The following is a 22,213-nucleotide window of genomic DNA, read 5'->3' as shown; positions in this document are numbered from 1 at the left end:
CCACAAGCTCACGGATGATGCGCCGACCCGCCCCCGTACCGCGTGCCGAGCCTGGTTCGAAAACCGTTCGAAAACCTGGTGAGGACCTGTCAGAACTTGTCGTGTACCAGGGCGTTTACCAGGGCTCCCGGAGACCTACTCTGAAGATATGGGCGGGCCTGGAGACCCACCCGAGGGGCTGCCCGAGGGTGCTCCCAGTGGTGGCGAGGACGAATACCGATCCGTCGTGTTCGACGAGTCGTTCGTCCGGGCTGCCCGCCTCCAGGAGTACTCCGCCGAGGAGCGGATGGCCGACCACGCCCCCGCCGTACGCCGACGCCCGCTCCTGCACCGCTCACTGCCCAGACAGGCGCTGATCCTCGTCCTGCTCATAGCCGTCGCCTTCGCCACCGCGATCTACATGGGCGTGCGCCACCCGTACCAGGCGCCCAGAGCCCAGACCGTCGAGCCGCTGCGCATGACGGTGATACCCCTGGCCCCGCGCTCCGCCGTACCCGGCGCGCCGGACCCCGAGGCGCTGTACGCGCACAGCCCCGCCGCGCAGTTCCGCGTCGGCGCCCAGGGCATCACCTTCCCCGCCGCCCGGCGTACCGCGCACTTCTCCGAGAGCCAGATCTACGCCGCCCTGACCAACGCGAAGAACTACCTGGTCGCCTCTTCGCTGGACCCGGCCGTCCTCATCGGCGGCGCCGTGCGCCCGGTGCGCCTGCTGCTCGACCCGCAGCAGCTCGACCAGTTCGACCAGAGCTTCTCCCAGCCGGTCTCGGACGGACGGCACGCGGCCACCGGCTGGCTGGTCCGCTTCGATCCCTCCCGCGTCCGGCTGGCCGACCAGAACATCCGCGTCCAGGGCACGCTCCAGGCCACGGAGGCCGATTCCGGCACGCTGGAGGTCAGCGCCGACCACACCGTGGTGTACGCGCTGAAGCCGGCAGGCTCCGACGCCAGGGCGAAGGCGTCGCTGTTCACCGTGCGCCGCGAACTGACCTTCCGCTTCGACCGTGACGACCTGCGCCTGAACCAGGTGGAGCTGGTCACCTCCTACGTCCAGGCCGGACCGCTCACCTGCGCCGAGGACACCGCGAGCCAACTGAGGCCGCTGCTCGCCGGCCAGACCGCGAAGGCGGGCGGCCCGGCCGGCACCGACCCCTTCGCGACGGGCAGCGCGACGGCCCTGTGCGGCACGCTGTCGACGAGCGCGGAACCGAGGGTGTAGCGCTGTGTGACCGCCTGCCGGGGCTCCCGGTGGTGGGGCCGGCCGTCAGTCGTGGCCGTAGGGGCTCTCGTCGCCCCGGTGGCTGTCGTCCGGATCGCGCGGCGCGTCCTTGGGAGCGCCACCGGCGAAGCCCGCGAAGCCGCGCCGCACCCGCTCGCCGAGGTCGCCCGCGCCGCCCGCGATGTCGTTGACCAGCTTCATCAGCGGGTCCTTGGACTGCCTGACCTCGTTCGCGTAGTTCGCCGCCGACTGCCGGAACGAGTCCGACACCGAGGTGTCCCCGTCCTCGTCGCGCCGCGGGTAGTGACCGTCCATGATCCGCTGGTGGTCGCGGGAGGCGGCCCACTTGTTCAGCTCGGCCGCGCGGACCGTGGTGAAGGGGTGCGTGCGCGGCAGCACGTTGAGGATCTTGAGCACGGAGTCCCGCAGATCGCCCCCGGCCTCGTACTCCTCGGCCTGCTCGAGGAACGCGTCCACGTTCATCTCGTGCAGGTGGTTGCCGCCCGCCATCTTCATCAGCCCGCGCATCGAGGCCTGCAGATCCTGCCCGACCAGGAGGCCGGCCCGGTCCGCGGACAGCTCCGACTTGCGGAACCACTCCCGTAGCGCGGTCACGATCGCCATGATCGCGAGGTTGCCCAGCGGGATCCAGGCGACCCGGAGCGCCAGACTGGTCAGGAACAGCAGGACGGTCCGGTAGACCGAGTGGCCCGAGAGCGCGTGCCCCACCTCGTGCCCGACGACCGCCCGCATCTCCTCCTCGTCCAGCAGCTCCACGAGCCCGGTCGTCAGGACGATGATCGGCTCGTCGAGGCCGATGCACATGGCGTTCGGCCGCGGGTCCTGGGTGACGTACATCGGCGGGACCTTCTGCAGGTCCAGGATGTGGCAGGCGTCCCGCAGCATGTCGTTGAGGTGGGCGAACTGCGCGTCCGAGACCCGCACCGAATCGGAGAGGAACAGCAGCCTCAGGCTGCGCTCGGGCAGCAGGCCGCTGAGGGCCTTGAAGACCGTGTCGAAGCCGCTCAGCTTCCGCAGGGCCACCAGGGCCGAACGGTCCGCCGGGTGCTCGTACGCGCGCGAGGAGATCCCCGGAAAGCGCCTGCGCTGCCTGCTCGGCACGTGCTCCCGACCGTTCTGACCCTGACCGTCGTCGGACATGTGTTCCCCCATGTGTTCGTTGGCTCACTGTGCGCGGCCCACGCGGTGCCCCCCGAAGTGGTGTCCAGCCTAGGCGGAGATACCGTGACAGGGCAGCACACCACAAGGAGCGATCTCATGGAGCACATCACCGCCGCCTGGCTCACCGAGGCAGCGACGGCCGCCGGTCGGCATGGCCCGGGCAATCTGCTCCGAGTCGTCCTGATCGTGATGGTCCTCGGCTGCGTCCTGACCGGCTGGTTCCTGCTGCGGGGCTACAAGCGCAAGGACTGACCCGAGGGCCCGGCGGCGGGGCGCCGAGACGGCGGGAGCCACCGGTCCGGGCCGATCCGGCGCGCCGGCCCTGTCCGACGGCGGAGTCGCCGTGTTGCCCGGGAACGCGCCCGCATACGATGAGCCGACGTCTTTATCCCGCCCACACCGGATAGGTACTGCCGAAGATGAGCTTCCACAGCACCGCTGCCCAGTTGGCCACCCTCGCCGAGGGCGAAGGCGAGCGCCACGCGAGCATCAGCCCCTTCATGACGGGCGGGTCGGCCCTCGTCATCCTCCTCCTGCTGCTGTGGATCACCACCCGCTTCAACCGCGACCGCTGAGTCCGGGTGAGGGCCTGGCCCCGGCCGCTCGCGGGGGCCTGTCGACCGGTGCCCGGCGACCGGGCCGGTAGGGTCTGCATGCATGGGAGAGCAGCACACGCCCACCGGTCCGGCGAAGGGCACGGGGCCCGGCCCCGGTAGCGGGCCGTCGAACCCGGGCAAGCGTCGCCTCGGCGTCATGGGCGGAACGTTCGATCCGATCCACCACGGCCACCTGGTCGCGGCCAGCGAGGTCGCCGCGCAGTTCCACCTCGACGAGGTGGTGTTCGTGCCCACCGGCCAGCCGTGGCAGAAGACCGACCGCAAGGTCAGCCCCGCCGAGGACCGCTACCTGATGACGGTCATCGCAACCGCCGAGAACCCCCAGTTCTCGGTGAGCCGTATCGACATCGACCGCGGCGGTCCCACCTACACCACGGACACCCTCCGTGATCTGAAGGCGCTCAACCCCGACACCGACCTCTTCTTCATCACCGGAGCCGACGCGCTCAGCCAGATCCTCACCTGGCGTTACACGGACGAGTTGTTCTCCCTGGCCCACTTCATCGGCGTCACCCGCCCCGGTCACACTCTGGCCGACCCGGGCCTTCCCGAGGGCGGCGTCTCGCTCGTCGAAGTTCCCGCGCTCGCCATCTCGTCCACAGACTGCCGTGCGAGAGTCGCCAAGGGTGAACCCGTCTGGTATCTGGTGCCGGACGGCGTGGTGCGCTACATCGACAAACGGCAGCTGTACCGCGGCGAGTGAGCCGAGAGGGGCACCGGTGAACGACCGATACGACGGATACGCGGGCGGCGACCAGTACGAGCTCGTCGGCTACGACGAGTTCGGGCAGCCTGTGTACCGACAGGTGCCCGCGCAGCAGACCCCGCAGGGCTACGACCCGTACGGCACCCAGCCCGGTCAGCAGCACCAGGGCTACGGCTACGACCCGTACGCGACCGGCACCCAGCAGCCTGTGGAGCCCTACGACACCGGTCGGCAGCAGCCCGTGTCCCCCCATGACACCGGCCGGCAGCAATCCGCCGCCTCCTACGACCCCTACGCCCCGTACGGCACCACCACCGCCGCCGGCCACGACCCCTACGGCCGGGCCGCGACCAGCGGTCAGCAGCCGCGCGTCGCCGAACAGACCCCCTACATCCCGCACCAGGCCGGCCCGGCGGACGCCGCCTCGGGACACACGCCCGGGACCGGCTACGCCGACGACGGCACGCCCGGGGACCGCGAGACCTCCGGGAAGGAGCCGCAGGGCGAGCGCGACTACCGCACCGAGCAGTTCGCCTTCGTCGAGGAGCCCGACGGCGACTCCGAGGACGTCATCGACTGGCTGAAGTTCACCGAGAACCGCACCGAGCGCCGCGAGGAGGCCCGCCGCCGTGCCCGCAGCCGGGTCATCGCCCTGACCGTGGTCCTCGCCCTGGTGGCCCTCGGCGGCGTCGGCTACCTCTGGTACGCGGGCAAGCTGCCCGGCCTGTCCTCCGGCGGCAGGCCCGGCACCACGACGACGGCCGTGACCGCCCAGAACCGCGACGTGATCGTCGTCCACCTGCACAACACCAAGGGCGGCGGCACCTCCACCGCGCTGCTCGTCGACAACACCACCACCAAGCAGGGCGCCACCGTCCTGCTCCCCAACTCCCTCGCCCTGACCTCGAACGACGGCTCCACGACCACCCTCGCCAAGTCGGTCGCCGACGACGGCTCCTCCGGCACCAGCGACGCCATCGACTCCGTCCTCGGCACCAGGATCGAGGGCACCTGGCGCCTCGACACCCCCTACCTGGAGAACCTCGTCGAACTCGTCGGCAACATCGAGATCGACACCAACGCCGACGTCCCCGACCCCGACGCCAAGAAGAAGGGCGGCGCGCCCCTCGTGCACAAGGGGCAGAGCCAGACCCTCAGCGGCAAGATGGCCGTCGCCTATGCCACCTACCGCGCCACCGGGGAGTCCCAGGACGCCCAGCTGGAGCGGTTCGGCCAGGTCATGCAGGGTGTGCTGCGCAAGATGTCCTCCGACCCGCAGGCCGCGACGACCACCGTGCAGACTCTCGCCCAGATCCTCGACCCCTCCCTGACCGACAAGGACCTCGGCTCCTTCCTGGCCAAGCTCGCGGACCTCGCGAAACAGGGCGACTACAAGACCGCTCTGCTGCCGGTCCAGTCCGACGGCACCATCGGCCGGCAGGCCACCGACACCGTGGTCAGGACCCTGCTCGGTGGCACCGTGAAGAGTCCCCGGGCCGGTGACGCCGTCCGGGTCGGCATCAAGAACGCCACCGGTTCCCAGGCCGCCGCCGAGCGGGCCCGCGTCGTCCTCGTCAACGGCGGCTACACCTCCGTCGACGCCGGCACCGGCCCCGCTCAGGCCACCTCCCAGGTCACCTACGCCGACGACGGCGACAAGCAGAACGCCATCGAGGTCGCCAAGACCCTCGGCCTGCCCACGACCGCCGTCAAGAAGGGCACGGGAGCCTCGAACGCGAACGTCTCCGTCGTCCTCGGCAAGGACTTCAAGACGTCTTCGTGACGCGGACCACACCCCGGCCGTCGGTGCGTGCTCCATTAATCACATGGGGTGCCGTCGGCGGTCCGTGAGACCCTTGAGGTATCACTGACCGCCGACGGAAAGCCATGTAGTGACCGCCACGGACCGCTCTCTGGAACTCATCAACACCGCCGCCCAGGCGGCCGCCGACAAGCTCGCGCACGACATCGTCGCCTACGACGTCAGCGATGTGCTGTCGATCACGGACGCCTTCCTTCTGGCATCGGCCCCCAACGACCGCCAGGTCAAGTCGATCGTCGACGAGATCGAGGAGCGGCTGCTGAAGGAACTCGGCGCCAAGCCGGTACGCCGCGAGGGCGACCGCGAGGCCCGCTGGGTGCTCCTGGACTACGTCGACATCGTCGTCCACGTCCAGCACAGCGAGGAGCGCGTCTTCTACGCCCTGGAGCGGCTGTGGAAGGACTGCCCCGAGCTGGACCTGCCGCCGGACGCCAAGGCGACCCGCGGCAAGGCAGCCGAGCACGCCAGGCTGCAGGCCGCCCAGGACGCCGCCGAGTTGGACGCGGAGCTGGGCGGGGAGCTGCGGTGACGGCAGCGGACACCGACACGGGGAAGAAAAGCCGCGGGCGCCGGATCATCCTGTGGCGCCACGGGCAGACGTCCTGGAACGTGGAGCGCCGCTTCCAGGGCTCCACGGACGTCGAACTGACCGAGACGGGCATCGGCCAGGCCCGCCGCTCCGCGCGCCTGCTCGCCTCGCTGAAGCCGGACGCCATCGTCGCCTCCGACCTCAGGCGCGCCGCGGCCACGGCCGCCGAGCTCGCCACGCTCACCGGCCTCGAGATGACCCTCGACGAGGGCCTGCGCGAGACGTACGCGGGTGTCTGGCAGGGGCTGACCCACGAGGAGATCATCGACCGGCACGGCGAGGAGTACGCGGCCTGGAAGCGCGGCGAGGCCGTCCGCCGCGGCGGTGGCGAGCTGGAGACCGAGGTCGCCGACCGCGCCGCCCCCGTGGTGCTCCGCCATGCCGAGAAGCTTCCCGTGGACGGCACGCTCGTGGTGGTCAGCCACGGCGGCACGATCCGCACCACCATCGGCCGCCTGCTCGGCCTGGAGGCACGTCACTGGGAGAGTCTCGGCGGTCTCTCCAACTGCTGCTGGTCCGTCCTCGGCGAAGGCATCCGCGGCTGGCGCCTCCTCGAACACAACGCGGGCACCCTGCCGGAACCGGTCCTCGGCGACGACGACTGAGCGGTCTCGGGGTGCCCCGGACCCGGATTTCACTTTCTGGCAGGTCGCAGGCTAAAGTTCTTCTTGTTCGCCCCGCCGAGCGGGGCGAAACACCATGCGGCTCCGCCGCGTGGGACCAGGGGCTATAGCTCAGTTGGTAGAGCGCCTGCATGGCATGCAGGAGGTCAGGAGTTCAATTCTCCTTAGCTCCACGGATCGGCACTCTGTTGAGTTGTCAAAGATCGATGATCAGGATCCCGTCCCGGCAAGGGGCGGGATTTTCTGTGTCTCACATGCGGATGACCTCGGTGTCCGCCTCCTCCGCCGACGGCCACAGCCGTTGCCTCCGCTCCCTGAGCAGTGCGACCTTCTCGTGCGCCTCCTCGTTCTCCGGCGTGTACGCCACGATCCTGCACTCCGGCATTCCGTCGATCGACAGTGACAGCGAGGTCATGGCCAGCTCGCCCACCGCCTTGTGACGGAAGGTCTTCACCCGCGGCCCGGGCGGGATCACCTCACCGCTCGCCCACAGCTCCGCGAAGTACGCACTGGCCGCCGACAGCTTGCGTATGAAGTCCTCCCACGCCGGCTCGCCCACGTGTCTGCCGTACGCGGAGCGCAGGGTGGCCACCATCACCGGCAGCTCCCTGTCCCGGTGCACCACCGGGGAGGCCTCCTCGGGCACCGTGAACAGCATCCACAGCGCGTTCGCCGCGTCGATGTCCGGCGTCCTCGGAATCCGGAACAGGTGACTGTAGGCGGCGTTCGTGGCGAGGATGTCGTAACGCGAGTTGTAGACCACCGCCGGACGTGGATCCAGGGCGTCGATGACGTCCTGGACGTCCTGGCCGACCCGCTGGGGCAGCCCCTCCCCGCCCCGGTCGTAGGGCACCTCCGCCAGGTGGTAGAGGTGCTCGCGCTCCGGCTGGTCCAGGCGCAGCGTGCGCGCCACCGCGTCCAGGACCTGCGGCGAGGCGTTGATCGGGCGGCCCTGCTCGAGCCATGTGTACCAGGTAACTCCCACCCCGGAGAGCTGCGCCACCTCCTCGCGGCGCAGGCCCGGTGTCCGGCGCCGCAGTCCCGGCGGCATGCCCACGTCGGCAGGTGTCACCCTGGCCCGCCTGCTGCGCAGGAAGGCGGCCAGCTCCGGCCTGCGGCGCTGTGTCGTCGTCATGGTCCCCACATCCCCCGTCTCCATCGTCGGGACCGGAGCCGGCCGCTGCCAGGTGCTGTCGGTACCAGCATCGGCGGGCTCTCGTCACCCGTGTCCGGCCGTCGCCACGCTTCGAGGCATGACGACGACAACTCCCGCGGGCCCCGGATCCAGCCCCGGAACCCGACCTGCACCCAGTAAAACCCCCACCACTGACAATCGCCCCGGCCAGCTGCTCGCGGTCGTGCTCACCGCCCAGTTCATGGCCCTGCTCGACGTCTTCATCGTCAACGTCGCCGTGCCCACGATCGGTTCCGACCTCCACGCGAGCGGCGCCGGACTGCAGTTGGTTGTCGCCGGGTACTCCATCGCGTACGCCGTGCTGCTGATCACCGGTGCGCGCCTCGGCGACCTGGTCGGGCACCGCCGGGTCCACCTCGCCGGGATCGCGGTGTTCACGGCCGCCTCGCTGGCCTGCGGACTGGCCCGGGGAACGGGCGAGTTGATCGCCTTCCGGCTGGTGCAGGGCGCCGGGTCGGCCCTGATGATCCCGCAGGTGCTCAGCCTGATCCAACGTCACTTCACCGGGGAGGCACGGGCGAAGGCGCTCGGGGCCTACTCGGCCGTCCTGGCCACCGGTGCCGCCGCCGGGCAGGTGCTCGGCGGGGTCCTGGTCAGCGCCGACCTGTTCGGCGCCGGCTGGCGGCCGGTGTTCCTCGTGAACGTGCCCGTCGGCGGCGTACTGCTGGCCGTGGGCAGCCGCGTCCTGCCGCAGGACGACACACCCGCCGGGGAACGCTCGCGCGGCCTCGACCTGCCCGGCCTGGTGCTGCTCGGCGCCGCCGTCTCGCTGCTGACCGTGCCGCTGGTGCTCGGCCAGGAGGAGCACTGGCCGCTGTGGTCCTGGCTGTGCCTCACCGCTGCGGCGGTCGTCTTCGCCCTGTTCCTCGGGTACGAGTCGCGGCTCGCCCGGCGCGGCGGGGCGCCGCTGATCGCGCCGAGGGTGTTGCGCCGCCCCGGTGTCGGGCTCGCGGTCTGCCGGCTGCTGGCCGTGATGGCGGTCAACGCCGGTTTCCTCTTCGCGCTGACCCTGCACATCCAGGGCGGCCTCGGCTACAGCCCCCTGCGGGCCGGGCTGACCTTCGCGCCGACCGCCGTGGTGTTCGGGCTGGCCGGTCTGACCTGGCGGAGGTGGCCGGCTTCCTGGCAACGCCACCTGATCCCGGCGGGATTTCTGCTCGCCGGCCTGTCCGTGACCGGGGTGGGCCTCGCACTGCACGGCGGGAGCCACGGCGGAGCCGGGCTCTACGCGGGCTTCGTGGGCGTCGGCGTGGGCCTGGCGCTCGCCTTCAGCCCCACGCTGACCAGGGCCCTCGCCACCGTACGGCCCAAGGACGCGGCCGACGCCAGCGGCCTGCTCGCCACGGTCACCCAGCTCGGTCAGCTGATCGGTGTCGCGGCCTTCGGCGCACTCTTCCTGAACCGGGTTGAGTCGTTGGGGGCCCCTGGGGCGTATACCTCTTCGGACGCGCTCCTCGTGTGCATGTACGCGCTGGCCGCGACGGCCACGCTGGGTGCCGTGTCCGGACTGGTACGAAGGCGTCGCTGACCGTATTGGTCCGGCCGTGGCAGAATCAAACGGCCGGAAGGGGGCGCGGCCCGACGGGAGGGAGTAGCGATGCCAGCGAGCATCCGCGGGGAGGTCCACGATCTCCTCGCAGTAGCGGTGACACGTCGGAATGCCACCCTCCTCGACTGCCCCTCGTGCGGCTCGTCCCACGTCGCCCAGGTGCTCGGCGACAACGGCGGCATCTCCTACGTGTGCACGGCCTGCGGCCACAGCTGGAGCTGATCGATGGGTGCACACAGGCGGAAGTGCGACTGGTGCGGCAGCGGCACGCCGATCGTCCGTGACATGGAGCCGGTCAACCCGGACTACCAGTACTGGTGCGAGGAATGCGCGCGGGCACTGATCATAAAAGGCGACCCGATCGAGACCTACCGGGAGCTGGAGGGGGAGCCGATCTACGGCCGCCTCCTGGACGAGCACTGCACGCTCAAACGCTTCTACTCGTTCGCCACGGCCTGACGCGGGCGGGGGACGCGGGGGACGCGGAAAGCGATTTGGTGTTCCACCCGGTGGACCGTGTAATGTTGGCGTCGCCGCCAGGGAAACCGGGCGACGAGGTCAACACGCGGCTCCGCCGCGTGGCCGCAAGGGGCTATAGCTCAGTTGGTAGAGCGCCTGCATGGCATGCAGGAGGTCAGGAGTTCAATTCTCCTTAGCTCCACACGAGTTGAAGGCGGCTCATCCGAGGGATGAGCCGCCTTCGTCGTGTGTTCGGCGTAGGCGCCCGCGCACACCCGTGTGAGCGGGCGGTGCGGAGAGGGCGCCGGGGAGAACAGCCGCGTACGCGGACGCCTGGAGGGCAGCCACGTACGCGGGCCCGGAGAACGAAACGGCGGGCCACCCGGTCAAGGATGGCCCGCCGCCCGTCCGGTCAGCGCCCGAGGGCCCGGCGTCCGCGGCCCTGTGACAGCACGGGCAGGTTGCGCGACGGACCACCGGACCGCGGGGTCTCCTCCTCGATCCGCAGCGCGAGCGCCGGGCAGCGGCGGACGGCCCGCAGGGCCTTCGCCTCCGCGTACATCGGCACCGGCGCCTGGGCGACCGTGGGGAAGCCGTCGGCTCCCAGTTCGAAGACCTCCGGGAGGATGTCCGCGCACAGCCCGTGGCCGCGGCACAGCGTCCAGTCCACGTAGATCTTCTGCCGGCTGGCCCCCGCCTCCGGCTCGGCCTGTCCGCCGCCCGGGATGCCCGTCGGGGCCCTGCCCCCCTCGAACAGCGGCAGCACGCCCTCCACGGGCCTGCCGCAGCCGTTGCCGAGGACGTGCGCGGCCAGGTCGTCCGTGAACGCCTTGATGGTCGACTCCAGGAACATCGCCGAGCCGTCCGGGTGCGAGCACGCACCGCGCCTCTTCACGGCCTTGGCGACCTGCTTGAGCGCCTCCAGGGCGGCCGGACCGCCGCCGTTGAGGATGTCCTCCATGCCACGGGCCGCGGCCGGCAGCCCCAGGTAGCAGGGGCCGCACTGGCCCGCGCTCTCCTCCGCCAGCCACTTCGCCACCTGAAGGGACTCACCGAGCGGGCAGGTCTCCTGGCTGATCGGCAGGATGGCGCCCGCGCCGAGCGAGCCGCCGACCGCGTCCAGGGAGTTGCGTGAGACGACCGCCTCGTTGACGGTCGCCGCGTCGATCCACTTGCCGTGGTAGCCACCGGTCAGCACGCCCTGCGGTACCGGTGGGGCGCCGGCCAGCTGGAGCACGTACCGCAGCGGGACACCCGTGGGGACCTCGATCACCATGGGGCGGTTGACCGCGCCGGAGACGGTGAGCATGACGGTGCCGGGCTCGTCGTACAGGCCGGTGTTGCAGTAGCGCTCGGCGCCGATGCGCGCGGCGATCGCCAGCTGGGCGAACGTCTCGGCGTTCGACAGCAGCGTGGGCGCGCCACCCACCCCGCTCTGCGAGGCGCTGGTCTTGCGCCCCGGGGGGATCGCCGGACCCCCGTCGATCGAACGGATCAGCGAGGCGGCAGCGCCGGTGACCATCCGCACCGGATTGCGCTGCACGCGCGCGCGGATGGGCGCGCCACGCCGGTCGCTCAGCCCTCGCTCGGCCAGCGCCTGCTCCATCGACCGCTCGGTGGAGGCACGTGTCACCCCGACGACGAGCTGACGGGCGCCCAGCGCCTCGGCAACCAGCAGGGCGCCGTCCAGGATCAGGTGCGGGGCACGGTTGATCAGCACCGTGTCCTTGCGGCAGGCGGGCTCGTCCTCGCTTCCGTTGACGACCACCACCGGCCGGATGCCGCGGCGGATCGCGGACTCGGCGACCGAGCGCAGTTTCTTGTGGAACGGGAAGCCCGCACCGCCGCGGCCCTTGAGGTTGATCTGCTCGGCGAGCTGTGCGAGCTGCTCTCCGCCCATCGGCTCGAGCGGGCCGTGCACCTTCAGGTGCATGGGCAGGTCGAGTCTCTCGACAAGGTCGAAGCCCGACGTGAGCTGCGGAAGCCCGACCACCCGGACTTCCGGGACGTCGGGCAGGGCCTCGTTCACTTAAAGCCTCCGGAAGGCGCGTTCCAGGGTTCGCCGGCTCCCGGCGTGTCGTAGGCGCCGGGGAGCGTTTCCGTTGCGGGACCGCTGTTGTACGTGTTGTTCGAGTTGTACGTGCCGAACGGTACGTTCGTCTCACCGGTGTCGTACATCTCACCCGCGCCGTACCCGTTGTATCCCGGATTGCCGTAGGCCGGGATGGTGTAGCCGGTGTCCTGGAGCGGGTCGTAGGCGGAGGGGGGCGCCTCCCCGACGGGCGGCGGTGACGGGATGGGCCAGCTGCCCGAGGTGCTGCCGCCGGCGTCGACGCGCGGGATGGCCTCGGTGCCCTGCGTGTCGAACGGCAGATCCATGCGCTGGGTCGCGTCCGGCGTCATCGGTGTCTGCGCGCGCGGGGTGGCCGACGTCGCCCGGTAGGCGGCCGCGAAGCCGTCGTTGGGCTCCGGGGTCATGGAGCGGGCCGCGGGAGCCTCGTACAGGGGCGTGGAGGGCCGCGGGGGGACCGGAACCTCCCGGCCGGTGTCGCGGTCCGCCGAGCGGGCCGAGAAGCCCGCCAGGGCGGCCGCCGCCTCCGCGTTGCGGGCGCGGCTGGCGTCCAGTCCTTCGCGTCCCGCCATGTCACCGCCGCCGACGATCGCGAAGATCCTGTCGGCCACCTTGCGCTTGAACGGGCGCGGCGCGGCGCGCAGGGCCAGCGCCGCCATGACGCCGAGCAGGCACAGCTCGTAGGACACCATGAAGAACGGCTTCGCCGCGCGTCCCGCGTACAGGCCGTGGACCAGCGCGGCGCACCAGGACGGGTAGGCCAGCATGTGCATCGCCCGCCAGCGCGCGGCGACCGGCGCCGGGGTCGCGAAGTTGCTGCGCAGCGCGCCGGTGATGCCCACGAAGATCATGAGGAGGCCGGCCAGGGAGCCGAGGCCGATGAGACCGGCCGAGCCGCTGACGCCGAGGCTGAAGGGGATCAGTGCGGCGATCAGCACGGTGTGCTCGAGTGCGATCTTGACCGTGACGTGCACCAGGAGGAAGGCGATCGAGGCGACCGCGGTGGTCCGATGGACGGCCTGCGCCACGATCCGCTGGCGGGTGTTGAGGAAGATCCGGTCCTGGGCGACGAGCCCCCAGATCACGGAGCAGCTGAGGGAGACGAGCGAGAGCACGCCCGCTCCGAAGTTGAGGAAGTCCCGGACTGCGTTCCCGCCGGCCAGCACGATGACGGGTATGAGCAGCAGCACCACAGCCGACGCCACGCCATAGGCCGAGCGACCCGGCCTGGGGAGCGAGCTGTTACTACGTGGAGGGTTCATGGGGGCAACTCCGAACAGTTTCGGGAAGGCGGTCCCGCTGCCGCACTCTAGGTGGCTCCAAACCGAGCGGTACGTGGTTTCAGTTATTGCGCTGTTATCAAAGGGCGACGGCGTGGTTGCGATGTCCGATTAGCTGCTGTTACGCGAAGTAATATCTGAACTCGATTCAGCCTTTCGTGACGTTCACCACGTAACCGTCGATGTCTGAGTACGGCTGCCGCGCGTGTTGAGTTCACTCCGGTCCGCTTCTGTGCGCTTCGGTGTGCTCCGGCCCAGCCCCGGGAGGGTGCCGCCGGTGGCCCGTCGCGACGCCCTCGGGCCCTGCGGTACCCTGACGCCATGCGTGCCGTACGCCTTCTGCTTAGCGAGCCGCGCTGATCAGTCCCGACCACCGGGCGAGTCGGATGGTCGGAATCGGCGCGGCGACCCCTCCTGTGCGAGGGGCTTTTTCATTTCCGCTGGCAGAGACGATCTATGGAGCTTTGAGGATCATGAGCGAGACGAACCCCGCTGCCGCCGCCGCTGTGTCGGCGGAGGCCGCGCCGCACCGCTACACGGCCGCTCTGGCGGCCGAGATCGAGGCACGCTGGCAGGACTTCTGGGACGCCGAGGGCACCTATGAGGCGCCGAACCCGAGCGGCGACCTGGCCGGCGACCCGGAGCTGGTCGCCCGGCCCAAGAAGTTCATCATGGACATGTTCCCGTACCCCTCGGGTGCGGGCCTGCACGTCGGCCACCCCCTGGGCTACATCGCCACCGACGTCTTCGCCCGGTTCCAGCGCATGACCGGCCACAACGTCCTGCACACCCTGGGCTTCGACGCCTTCGGCCTGCCCGCCGAGCAGTACGCCGTGCAGACCGGCACGCACCCGCGCGTGTCCACCGAGGCCAACATCGAGAACATGAAGTCCCAGCTGCGCCGGCTGGGCCTGGGTCACGACAAGCGCCGGTCGTTCGCCACGATCGACCCGGACTACTACAAGTGGACCCAGTGGATCTTCCTGCAGATCTTCAACTCCTGGTACGACGAGGAGGCCCGCAAGGCCCGCCCGATCTCGCAGCTGATCGCCCAGTTCGAGTCCGGTGAGCGGGCGATTCCGGGCACCACGCGCGCGTGGAACGAGCTGACCCCGGCGGAGCGCGCCGACGTCCTGGGCGAGTACCGCCTGGCGTACGCCTCCGACGCGCCCGTCAACTGGTGCCCCGGCCTGGGCACCGTCCTGGCGAACGAGGAGGTCACCGCCGACGGCCGCTCCGAGCGCGGCAACTTCCCCGTCTTCAAGGCCAACCTGCGCCAGTGGAACATGCGCATCACCGCCTACGCCGACAGGCTGCTGGAGGACCTGGAGGAGCTGGACTGGCCCGAGGCCATCAAGCTGCAGCAGCGCAACTGGATCGGCCGCTCCGAGGGCGCCCGCGTCGACTTCCCGATCGACGGCGAGACGATCACGATCTTCACCACGCGCCAGGACACCCTGTTCGGCGCGACCTACATGGTGCTGGCGCCCGAACACCCGCTGGTCGAGAAGTTCACCCCCGAGGCGTGGCCCGAGGGCACGCACGAGGTGTGGACCGGCGGCCACGCCACGCCCGCCGAGGCCGTCGCCGCCTACCGCGCGCAGGCCGCCTCCAAGTCCGACGTCGAGCGGCAGGCCGAGGCCAAGGACAAGACCGGCGTCTTCACGGGCGCGTACGCCACCAACCCGGTCAACGGCGAGAAGATCCCGGTCTTCATCGCCGACTACGTGCTGATGGGCTACGGCACCGGCGCGATCATGGCCGTCCCGGCGCACGACAGCCGCGACTTCGCCTTCGCGCGCGCCTTCGAGCTGCCGATCCGCTGCGTCGTCGAGCCGACCGACGGCCGCGGTACCGACCCGTCCACCTGGGACGACGCCTTCGTCTCCTACGACGCGAAGATCGTCAACTCCTCCGGTGACTCGGTGAAGCTGGACGGTCTGGGCGTCACCGACGCCAAGGCGCGCATCACCGAGTGGCTGGAGCGCAAGGGCATCGGCGAGGGCACGGTCAACTTCCGCCTGCGTGACTGGCTGTTCAGCCGCCAGCGCTACTGGGGCGAGCCGTTCCCGATCGTCTACGACGAGGACGGCGTCGCCCACGCGCTGCCCGAGTCGATGCTGCCGCTGGAACTGCCCGAGGTCGAGGACTACTCGCCGCGCACCTTCGACCCGGACGACGCCAACACCCAGCCCGAGACGCCGCTGTCGCGCAACGAGGAGTGGGTCAACGTCACCCTGGACCTGGGCGATGGGCCGAAGAAGTACCGCCGCGAGACCAACACCATGCCCAACTGGGCCGGTTCGTGCTGGTACGAGCTGCGCTACCTGGACCCGCACAACAGCGAGAAGCTGGTCGACCCGGCCATCGAGAAGTACTGGATGGGCCCGCGCGAGGGCATGCCCCACGGCGGCGTCGACCTGTACGTCGGCGGCGCCGAGCACGCCGTGCTGCACCTGCTGTACGCGCGCTTCTGGTCGAAGGTCCTGTACGACCTGGGCCACGTCTCCTCCGTGGAGCCGTTCCACAAGCTGTTCAACCAGGGCATGATCCAGGCCTACGTGTACCGCGACAGCCGCGGCATCGCGGTGCCGGCCGCCGAGGTGGAGGAGCGCGACGGCGCTTACTACTACCAGGGCGAGAAGGTCACCCGGCTGCTGGGCAAGATGGGCAAGTCCCTGAAGAACGCGGTGACTCCGGACGAGATCGCCGCCGAGTACGGCGCCGACACGCTGCGCCTGTACGAGATGGCGATGGGCCCGCTGGACGTGTCGCGGCCGTGGGACACGCGCGCGGTGGTCGGCCAGTTCCGGCTGCTGCAGCGGCTGTGGCGCAACGTCGTCGACGAGACCACCGGTGAGGTCACCGTCGTCGACGCCGAGCCCGACGAGGACACCCTGCGCGCCCTGCACAAGGCCATCGACGGTGTGCGTCAGGACCTGGAGGGCCTGCGGTTCAACACGGCGATCGCCAAGATCACCGAGCTGAACAACCACCTGACCAAGGCGTCGGGCGCGGTGCCGCGCTCGGTCGCCGAGTCGCTGGTGCTGCTGATCGCTCCGCTGGCCCCGCACATCGCCGAGGAGCTGTGGCATAAGCTGGGCCACACCGACTCCGTCGTCCACCAGGACTTCCCGGTCGCCGACCCGGCCTACGTCGTGGACGAGACCGTGACCTGCGTGGTCCAGGTCAAGGGCAAGGTCAAGGCGCGCCTGGAGGTTCTGCCGTCGATCTCCGAGGAGGAACTGGAGAAGGCCGCGCTGGCCGACGAGAAGGTGGTGGCGGCCCTGGGCGGTGCGGGGATCCGCAAGGTGATCGTGCGCGCGCCGAAGCTGGTGAACATCGTCACGGCATAGCCGTACGGCACGGCGACGGTCGCTCTCGGGCGACCGATGCCGCCGTTGTCGGGGTAGTCCCCTACGGGCAGGTTCGGGGTTCTTCCGGAACCCTGGGCCTGCCCGTTGCGTTTACCGTGGAAGAGCGGTGACAGCCGCCCGGCCGACCGGAGGAGGAGCGTTGTGGAAGCCGTTCTGACCGTCATCGCGCTCCTGTTCGTGCTGTGCCTGGTCCTCGGCGTGTATGCGACGGTGAAGGCGGTCGGCGCGGCGAAACGCGGCGTGGACCGCACGATCGCGCAGGCCCGTCGCACGGTGGAGGACACCACCCTGCGCGCCAGGACCCTCACCCAGCCGGGTCCGGCGGGTGAACTCGCCGAGCTGCGGCTGAGGCTGCGCAACTCGATGCGCGCGACTCAGGACGCGCTCCACGCGGGCGTCGCCGAGGACGAGTCGCTGAAGGAGGCGCTGGGCCTCTTCAAACGCCTCAGCGCGCACGGACACGAACTGGACACCGAACTGCGGCGTCTGGAGGCGGAGCCGGACCGCCAGGCGCTCATCTCCCGGCTGCCCGAGCTGCGCGAACGCACCGAGCGGGTCACCCGGTCGGCGGACTCGCTGCGCTGGGCCGCCCATGACAGGGCCCGCCGGTTCGCGGACGACGACCTGGACGCGCTGAGCGCCCAGATCGACGTGGAGGCGGGCGCCCTGCGCCACTGGAGCAGAGAGCAGCCGACGGGAGCCGACCCGTCCTGGCCCGAGGCGCCGGCGACCGGGGACGCGTCCGCCTGCGGCCAGACGTGGCCGGAGACGGACGGATCCCGGCCGGCGCAGGCCCCTGGCCGGCTCGCCCTCGGCCCGCGCATCCAGCGGCCCGTGTACCCCTGGCAGAGGAAGCCCCGCCCCGAGAGCACCCCATGATCCAGCCGGCGACCGTCCGGGTCGGCGGGGTCGGTCTGCCACCCGTGCGTTCCGGCAGGTAACCTCCAGCTCATGTCCCGCCATGTCGCGATCGTCACCGATTCAACGGCCTACCTGCCGCGGCGGACGATGGAGCGCCACGGCATCACAGCGGTGCCACTGACCGTGGTCCTCGGCGACCAGGCATTCGAAGAGGGCACCGAGATCTCCGCCCGTTCCCTGGCCCAGGCCTTGCAGAAGCGACGGTCCGTCACCACCTCCCGGCCCAGCCCCGAGCTGTTCGCCGACACCTACCGCAAGATCGCGGCGTCCGGCGCGACCGACATCGTCTCGCTGCACCTGTCCTCCGAACTCTCCGGCACGTACGATGCCGCCGTCCTCGCCGGGCGCCGGGCCCCCGTGCCGGTGCGCGTGGTCGACACCGGAATGGTCGCCATGGCCCTCGGCTTCTGCGCACTGGCAGCAGCGGAGGCCGCGGAGGCGGGCGGCACGGTCGACGACGCCGTCACGGCGGCGGAGAAGCGGGCCGCCGACACCTCCGCGTACTTCTACGTCGACACCCTGGACTATCTGCGGCGCGGCGGCCGGATCGGCGCCGCGCAGGCGCTGCTCGGCTCCGCGCTCGCGGTCAAGCCACTGTTGCAGCTGAACGGCGGCCGTATCGAGCTGCTGGAGAAGGTGCGTACGGCGTCCAAGGCCATCGCCCGCCTGGAGGAGATCGTCGCCGAGCGTGCCGGCAACGGGCAGGTCGACATCGCCGTCCACCATCTCGCCGCTGCCGAACGGGCGTCGGCACTCGCCGACCGCCTGCGCGCCCGGGTGCCCGGGCTGGCCGACCTGCATGTGAGCGAGGTCGGAGCGGTGATCGGGGCGCACACAGGACCGGGTCTGCTGGGGGCCGTGGTGTCACCGCGCTGACGGGGGTGACACCTGCACCTGCCGGTGGTGACTCATGTGGGTGACGGAGTTATCCACAACCGGCCGGTAATCCACGGGAATTGACCAAGATCATCGCGAGGTCGGTGATCTGCCCGATCCTCGGCGCATGGCACTTCGATCACGTTCACGCATCACTGCCCCCTCAAGCGGGCCCGGCCGCGGCCCGGGCTCCGACGGCCGCACCCACCACCGCCCGCGGCGTCCACGGGCGCACGCCCGACGACACCAGCCCTCGGCCGCTGACGCACTGCGCCTGCGCGCGGAGGCGCTCTTCGCCGAACGAGCAACGGAATGGCAGGCATGGGGAAACGGGCCACCGGGTGTGGAACGGGATGTCGGGATGCCAGGGACCGGTGCATCGGCGGGGAGCGGGGCCGCCCCTCCGAGCGGGTCGGCCGCCGTCGGCGACAGGGTCACCCCTGAGCCCACTGCGACGGGCGGCGCCTGGCGGGAGCGGGTCGTCGCGGCACTGCGTGAGCGGATGCCGTTGTGGCTGCAGGCCAGGTGCGGGCTGGAACGGAGGAGTGTGACCGCGCTGGGCGTGCTCCTGCTGGTGGCCGTGGTGTTCGCCGCGCAGCACTTCTGGACGGGCCGGACCGAGCCGGTTCGTGCCCCCGAGGTGGTACGGGCGGTGGCGCCCTATGGGACGGCGGGAGCCAAACGGCCGGCGGAGTCGGGCGCTTCGACGGGACCGCAGCCGACCGGATTGCAACCGACGGGCGGGACCGGGGTGGGGACCGGGGCAGCCGTGGTGGTGGACGTCAGCGGCAAGGTGCGCAACCCCGGGCTGCAGAGACTGCCGGCCGGGTCACGGGTGGTGGATGCCCTGCGAGCCGCGGGCGGCGTGCGCCCGGGCACCGACACCGACGGCCTCAACCGCGCCCGCCTCCTGGTGGACGGGGAGCAGATCGTGGTGGGCGGCCCGGCCCTCGCACCGGGCACCGGCGCGGCGGTCCCGGGCGTCCCGGCGGCCGGCGGATCGGCTGCTCCCGGCGCCCCGGTCTCCCTCAGCACCGCGACCGTCGACCAGCTCGACGCGCTGCCCGGGGTGGGGCCCGTGCTGGCCCAGCACATCGTCGACTACCGGTCCCAGCACGGCGGTTTCCGCTCGGTCGACGAACTCCGTGAGGTCAACGGCATCGGCGCACGCCGTTTCGCCGACCTACGGAAACTCGTACGGCCATGAGGCCGCCGGAGCAATCCGCCGCGGACGGACCGAAGGAACCGGCGGTGGATGTCCGCAGTCCGCTGGGCGATCCCCACCCCCGGCAGGAGGGCCCGGCGGATCTCCGGCTGGTGGGGCCCGCGTTGGGGGCCTGGGCTGCGGCTGCGTGGGCTCTGGACGCGCCGGCCGCATGGGTCACCGGTGTGGCCGTCGGCTGTCTCGCGGCGGCGGGTGGGCTGTTGGTGCTGCGGAGGGGAGGTGCCAAGGGCGGACCTGGGGCCGGAGGCCCGCGGTCGGTGGTGTCGGTGGCCGCCGTGCTCCTCTGTCTCGCCGCTGCCGCCGGATCCGGCGGGCTCCATGGCGCGGATCTGCGACGGGGGCCGGTTCCCGCTCTCGCGCGTCAGTACGCCCAGGTGACCGCGGAGGTCGAGGTCACCTCCGATCCACGGCTCACCCGGCCAAGGATCAAGGGCGACCACGCCACGGCGACCGCCGTGCTGCTGGACGGCGAGGTGCGGCGCCTGACGACGGCGGACGGGACCGTGGTGGCGACGCGGACGCCCGTGCTGCTGGTCGTCGACCCGCGCACCCGAGGGGTGGAGCCCGGGCGGTCGCCGTGGCTTGCGCTGCTGCCCTCGACGCGGGTTCGGGTGGCGGGCAGGCTGGCACCGCCGCTGACCGCAGGTGGCCGCGTCGCCGCCGTGGTACGCGTCCGGGCCGGGGGACCACCCGATGTGGTGGGCGAGCCGTCGACGGCGCAGCGATGGGCGGGGCGGTTGCGCGCCGGGCTGCGGGAGGCGACCGACGGGCTCGGGCCGGACGCGCGGGCGCTGCTGCCGGGACTGGTCGTGGGCGACACCTCGCGAGTCACCCCCGAGCTGGACGACGCCTTCAAGGAAACGGATCTCGCGCACCTGCTGGCTGTCAGCGGAGGCAACTTCACGCTTCTGCTGGCCCTCTTCATCGGCCCGGCGGGACTGGCACAGCGCGTCGAGCGCCGAGGACTCGCGCCGCTCCTCGGCATCCCGCTGCGGGGCACGGCGCTGCTGGGCGGCGTGCTCACGCTCGGCTTCGTGGTCGTGTGCCGGCCGGACCCGAGCGTGCTGCGGGCCGCGGCCTGCGGGACGATCGCGCTGCTCGCGCTCGCCACCGGGCGCCGCAGATCCCTGCTTCCCGCACTGGCCACGGCGGTCCTGCTGCTGGTGCTGTACGATCCCTGGCTCGCCCGTGGCTACGGCTTCCTGCTGTCCGTGCTGGCCACCGGAGCCCTGCTGACGGTCGCTCCCCGCTGGAGCGCGGCCCTGCAGCGGCACCGGGTCCCGCCCCGGCTCGCCGAGGCGCTGGCCGCCGCGGCCGCCGCCCAGGCGCTGTGCGCACCGGTCGTCGCGGTGCTCTCCGCGCGGGTGAGCCTGGTCGCGGTGCCCTGCAACCTGCTCGCGGAGTTCGCGGTGGCGCCGTCCACCGTGCTGGGGTTCGCGGCGCTGGCGGTCGCTCCGGTGGCGATGCCGGCCGCCAAGGCGCTGGCCTGGTGCGCGGGTTGGCCGGCCGGGTGGATCGCGAGCATCGCGCGCACCGGGGCGTCGTTGCCGGGCGGCGCGGTGGACTGGCCCGGTAGCTGGACGGGGGCGCTGCTGCTGGCAGCCGTCACGGCGGTGGTACTGCTCGTCGGCCGACGGCTGCTGAGGCACCCGTGGCTGACCGGCGCCTGTGCCGTGGTGCTGGTGCTCGTTGTGGTGCAGCCACCTCCCCTCACCCGGGTGATCACCGGCTGGCCGCCACCGGGCTGGCGGTTCGCGATGTGCGACGTGGGACAGGGCGACGCGACCGTGCTGGCGGCGGGCGACGGCACGGCGGTGGTCGTGGACGCGGGGCCGGACCCGGCGCTGATCGACCGGTGTCTGACCGTGCTCGGCGTCAGCCGGGTCCCGCTGCTCGTGCTGACCCACTTCCACGCCGACCATGTGGCGGGGCTTCCGGGTGTGCTGCGCGGGCGTGCGGTCGGGGCGATCGAGACCACCGGGTTCGACGAGCCACCGGACCAGGCCGCGTTCGTCCACGCTCAGGCGGCCGCCCGGCACATCCCGGTGACGCGCGCCGTCGCCGGGGAGCGCCGGCGCACCGGGGAGCTCGACTGGCGGGTGCTGTGGCCCCCACCGGACCCCGCCCCGTCCCCGGACGGGCCGAACGACGCGAGCGTGGCGCTGCTCGTACAGTCGGCGGGGCTGACCCTGCTGCTGCTCGGGGATCTCGAACCACCGGCCCAGCAGGAGTTGCTGAGATCACCGGCCGGTGCGGAGCTGGGACCCGTGGACGTCCTCAAAGTGGCCCATCACGGTTCTGCGCACCAGGACCCGGAACTCATACGCAGGGTGGCACCGCGGCTCGCGCTGATCTCGTGCGGCAGGGACAACCCCTACGGTCATCCCGCGCCGAGCACGGTCGCGGCACTGCGGGGCGAGGGAGCGCTGGTGCTGCGCACGGACCAGGACGGCGCGATCGCCGTCGTAGGAGCGGGCGGGCGGTTGAGCGTGGCGAGAGACTGAG

At 71.4% G+C, this 22,213-nt stretch carries 19 protein-coding genes and 2 tRNA genes; 17 read left to right on the top strand and 4 right to left on the bottom strand.

The annotated features are described in order from the left end of the window. The first annotated feature begins 148 nt into the window (after positions 1 to 148). On the top strand, positions 149 to 1,216 hold the full coding sequence (locus ACFYZJ_RS13825) for a hypothetical protein (RefSeq protein WP_388566831.1): 1,068 nt from the start codon (positions 149 to 151) through the stop codon (positions 1,214 to 1,216). Positions 1,217 to 1,261: 45 nt separating this feature from the next. Here the strand turns inward: ACFYZJ_RS13825 and ACFYZJ_RS13820 are convergent, their stop codons facing one another. After that, on the bottom strand, positions 1,262 to 2,377 hold the full coding sequence (locus ACFYZJ_RS13820; RefSeq protein WP_388566828.1) for a M48 family metallopeptidase: 1,116 nt from the start codon (positions 2,375 to 2,377) through the stop codon (positions 1,262 to 1,264). A 117-nt stretch (positions 2,378 to 2,494) separates the two neighbouring features. Between ACFYZJ_RS13820 and ACFYZJ_RS13815 the strand changes: the two genes are divergently transcribed. From ACFYZJ_RS13815 to ACFYZJ_RS13785, 7 genes are all read left to right on the top strand, one after another. Continuing rightward, positions 2,495 to 2,650, top strand: coding sequence for a hypothetical protein (locus tag ACFYZJ_RS13815; protein WP_388566826.1), 156 nt, complete (start codon positions 2,495 to 2,497; stop codon positions 2,648 to 2,650). 167 nt (positions 2,651 to 2,817) lie between these two features. Continuing rightward, a complete protein-coding gene (locus tag ACFYZJ_RS13810) occupies positions 2,818 to 2,973 on the top strand; it encodes a hypothetical protein (RefSeq protein WP_310776790.1) in 156 nt (51 codons plus the stop codon). Between the two features lie 82 nt (positions 2,974 to 3,055). Next, the gene (gene nadD, locus ACFYZJ_RS13805; RefSeq protein WP_366024483.1) at positions 3,056 to 3,718 is read left to right on the top strand and encodes a nicotinate-nucleotide adenylyltransferase; all 663 of its coding nucleotides are present in this window, start codon (positions 3,056 to 3,058) and stop codon (positions 3,716 to 3,718) included. A gap of 16 nt (positions 3,719 to 3,734) precedes the next feature. After that, positions 3,735 to 5,504 carry a LytR C-terminal domain-containing protein gene (locus ACFYZJ_RS13800; RefSeq protein WP_388566821.1) on the top strand — a complete coding sequence of 590 codons (1,770 nt, stop codon included), beginning with the start codon at positions 3,735 to 3,737 and terminating at the stop codon, positions 5,502 to 5,504. Between the two features lie 109 nt (positions 5,505 to 5,613). Beyond that, positions 5,614 to 6,072 (top strand): ribosome silencing factor, encoded by a 459-nt coding sequence (rsfS, locus tag ACFYZJ_RS13795; RefSeq protein ID WP_388566818.1) that lies wholly within the window; start codon positions 5,614 to 5,616, stop codon positions 6,070 to 6,072. Next, the gene (locus ACFYZJ_RS13790) at positions 6,069 to 6,737 is read left to right on the top strand and encodes a histidine phosphatase family protein (RefSeq protein WP_388566815.1); all 669 of its coding nucleotides are present in this window, start codon (positions 6,069 to 6,071) and stop codon (positions 6,735 to 6,737) included. The genes rsfS and ACFYZJ_RS13790 overlap by 4 nt, the downstream gene beginning before the upstream one ends. 118 nt (positions 6,738 to 6,855) lie before the next feature. Further along, positions 6,856 to 6,928, top strand: a tRNA-Ala gene (locus ACFYZJ_RS13785). A 77-nt stretch (positions 6,929 to 7,005) separates the two neighbouring features. Here the strand turns inward: ACFYZJ_RS13785 and ACFYZJ_RS13780 are convergent. After that, positions 7,006 to 7,890 (bottom strand): helix-turn-helix transcriptional regulator, encoded by an 885-nt coding sequence (locus ACFYZJ_RS13780; RefSeq protein ID WP_388566813.1) that lies wholly within the window; start codon positions 7,888 to 7,890, stop codon positions 7,006 to 7,008. Positions 7,891 to 8,008: 118 nt separating this feature from the next. On the opposite strand from ACFYZJ_RS13780, the gene ACFYZJ_RS13775 reads away from it, so the two are divergent. From ACFYZJ_RS13775 to ACFYZJ_RS13760, 4 genes are all read left to right on the top strand, one after another. Further along, positions 8,009 to 9,478: an MFS transporter gene (locus ACFYZJ_RS13775; protein ID WP_388566810.1), complete on the top strand. Its 1,470-nt coding sequence runs from the start codon at positions 8,009 to 8,011 to the stop codon at positions 9,476 to 9,478. A 69-nt stretch (positions 9,479 to 9,547) separates the two neighbouring features. Beyond that, positions 9,548 to 9,721 (top strand): hypothetical protein, encoded by a 174-nt coding sequence (locus tag ACFYZJ_RS13770; protein ID WP_200417343.1) that lies wholly within the window; start codon positions 9,548 to 9,550, stop codon positions 9,719 to 9,721. 3 nt (positions 9,722 to 9,724) lie between these two features. Continuing rightward, complete coding sequence (locus ACFYZJ_RS13765) at positions 9,725 to 9,958, top strand: hypothetical protein (RefSeq protein WP_016643127.1); 234 nt, start codon at positions 9,725 to 9,727, stop codon at positions 9,956 to 9,958. 129 nt (positions 9,959 to 10,087) lie between these two features. Then, positions 10,088 to 10,160: transfer RNA gene (locus ACFYZJ_RS13760), tRNA-Ala, on the top strand. Between the two features lie 210 nt (positions 10,161 to 10,370). On the opposite strand, the gene ACFYZJ_RS13755 is transcribed toward ACFYZJ_RS13760, so the two are convergent. Both ACFYZJ_RS13755 and ACFYZJ_RS13750 read right to left on the bottom strand, forming a co-directional pair. Next, positions 10,371 to 11,987, bottom strand: coding sequence for an NADH-ubiquinone oxidoreductase-F iron-sulfur binding region domain-containing protein (locus ACFYZJ_RS13755; protein WP_388566807.1), 1,617 nt, complete (start codon positions 11,985 to 11,987; stop codon positions 10,371 to 10,373). Next, positions 11,984 to 13,291, bottom strand: coding sequence for a cytochrome b/b6 domain-containing protein (locus ACFYZJ_RS13750; RefSeq protein ID WP_388566804.1), 1,308 nt, complete (start codon positions 13,289 to 13,291; stop codon positions 11,984 to 11,986). The genes ACFYZJ_RS13755 and ACFYZJ_RS13750 overlap by 4 nt, the downstream gene beginning before the upstream one ends. A 491-nt stretch (positions 13,292 to 13,782) precedes the next feature. Here ACFYZJ_RS13750 and leuS point away from each other — a divergent pair, with 491 nt between their 5' ends. From leuS to ACFYZJ_RS13725, 5 genes are all read left to right on the top strand, one after another. Further along, on the top strand, positions 13,783 to 16,665 hold the full coding sequence (leuS, locus tag ACFYZJ_RS13745) for a leucine--tRNA ligase (protein WP_388566801.1): 2,883 nt from the start codon (positions 13,783 to 13,785) through the stop codon (positions 16,663 to 16,665). A gap of 162 nt (positions 16,666 to 16,827) precedes the next feature. Beyond that, positions 16,828 to 17,565 (top strand): hypothetical protein, encoded by a 738-nt coding sequence (locus tag ACFYZJ_RS13740; RefSeq protein ID WP_388566798.1) that lies wholly within the window; start codon positions 16,828 to 16,830, stop codon positions 17,563 to 17,565. Between the two features lie 72 nt (positions 17,566 to 17,637). Continuing rightward, on the top strand, positions 17,638 to 18,483 hold the full coding sequence (locus tag ACFYZJ_RS13735; protein ID WP_388566796.1) for a DegV family protein: 846 nt from the start codon (positions 17,638 to 17,640) through the stop codon (positions 18,481 to 18,483). Positions 18,484 to 18,610: 127 nt separating this feature from the next. After that, a complete protein-coding gene (locus tag ACFYZJ_RS13730; protein WP_388566794.1) occupies positions 18,611 to 19,690 on the top strand; it encodes a helix-hairpin-helix domain-containing protein in 1,080 nt (359 codons plus the stop codon). After that, on the top strand, positions 19,687 to 22,212 hold the full coding sequence (locus tag ACFYZJ_RS13725) for a ComEC/Rec2 family competence protein (RefSeq protein ID WP_388566792.1): 2,526 nt from the start codon (positions 19,687 to 19,689) through the stop codon (positions 22,210 to 22,212). Before ACFYZJ_RS13730 ends, ACFYZJ_RS13725 begins: the two co-directional genes overlap by 4 nt. Position 22,213 lies beyond the last annotated feature (1 nt).

Origin of the sequence: Streptomyces sp. NPDC001848 (assembly GCF_042891915.1) — a bacterium.
In the GTDB taxonomy this organism is placed as follows: domain Bacteria; phylum Actinomycetota; class Actinomycetes; order Streptomycetales; family Streptomycetaceae; genus Streptomyces.
The sequence above is the reverse complement of the archived record's forward strand: the minus strand, read 5'-3'. Positions and strand labels throughout refer to the sequence as shown.

Excerpts from the sequence above, each read along its gene's own strand:
- ACFYZJ_RS13825 (WP_388566831.1), top strand. The coding sequence starts at position 149 with ATGGGCGGGCCTGGAGACCCACCCGAGGGGCTGCCCGAGGGTGCTCCC.
- ACFYZJ_RS13820 (WP_388566828.1), bottom strand. The coding sequence starts at position 2,377 with ATGTCCGACGACGGTCAGGGTCAGAACGGTCGGGAGCACGTGCCGAGC.
- ACFYZJ_RS13815 (WP_388566826.1), top strand. The coding sequence starts at position 2,495 with ATGGAGCACATCACCGCCGCCTGGCTCACCGAGGCAGCGACGGCCGCC.
- ACFYZJ_RS13810 (WP_310776790.1), top strand. The coding sequence starts at position 2,818 with ATGAGCTTCCACAGCACCGCTGCCCAGTTGGCCACCCTCGCCGAGGGC.
- nadD (WP_366024483.1), top strand. The coding sequence starts at position 3,056 with ATGGGAGAGCAGCACACGCCCACCGGTCCGGCGAAGGGCACGGGGCCC.
- ACFYZJ_RS13780 (WP_388566813.1), bottom strand. The coding sequence starts at position 7,890 with ATGACGACGACACAGCGCCGCAGGCCGGAGCTGGCCGCCTTCCTGCGC.
- ACFYZJ_RS13775 (WP_388566810.1), top strand. The coding sequence starts at position 8,009 with ATGACGACGACAACTCCCGCGGGCCCCGGATCCAGCCCCGGAACCCGA.
- ACFYZJ_RS13770 (WP_200417343.1), top strand. The coding sequence starts at position 9,548 with ATGCCAGCGAGCATCCGCGGGGAGGTCCACGATCTCCTCGCAGTAGCG.
- ACFYZJ_RS13765 (WP_016643127.1), top strand. The coding sequence starts at position 9,725 with ATGGGTGCACACAGGCGGAAGTGCGACTGGTGCGGCAGCGGCACGCCG.
- ACFYZJ_RS13750 (WP_388566804.1), bottom strand. The coding sequence starts at position 13,291 with ATGAACCCTCCACGTAGTAACAGCTCGCTCCCCAGGCCGGGTCGCTCG.
- leuS (WP_388566801.1), top strand. The coding sequence starts at position 13,783 with ATGAGCGAGACGAACCCCGCTGCCGCCGCCGCTGTGTCGGCGGAGGCC.
- ACFYZJ_RS13735 (WP_388566796.1), top strand. The coding sequence starts at position 17,638 with ATGTCCCGCCATGTCGCGATCGTCACCGATTCAACGGCCTACCTGCCG.
- ACFYZJ_RS13730 (WP_388566794.1), top strand. The coding sequence starts at position 18,611 with ATGGCACTTCGATCACGTTCACGCATCACTGCCCCCTCAAGCGGGCCC.
- ACFYZJ_RS13725 (WP_388566792.1), top strand. The coding sequence starts at position 19,687 with ATGAGGCCGCCGGAGCAATCCGCCGCGGACGGACCGAAGGAACCGGCG.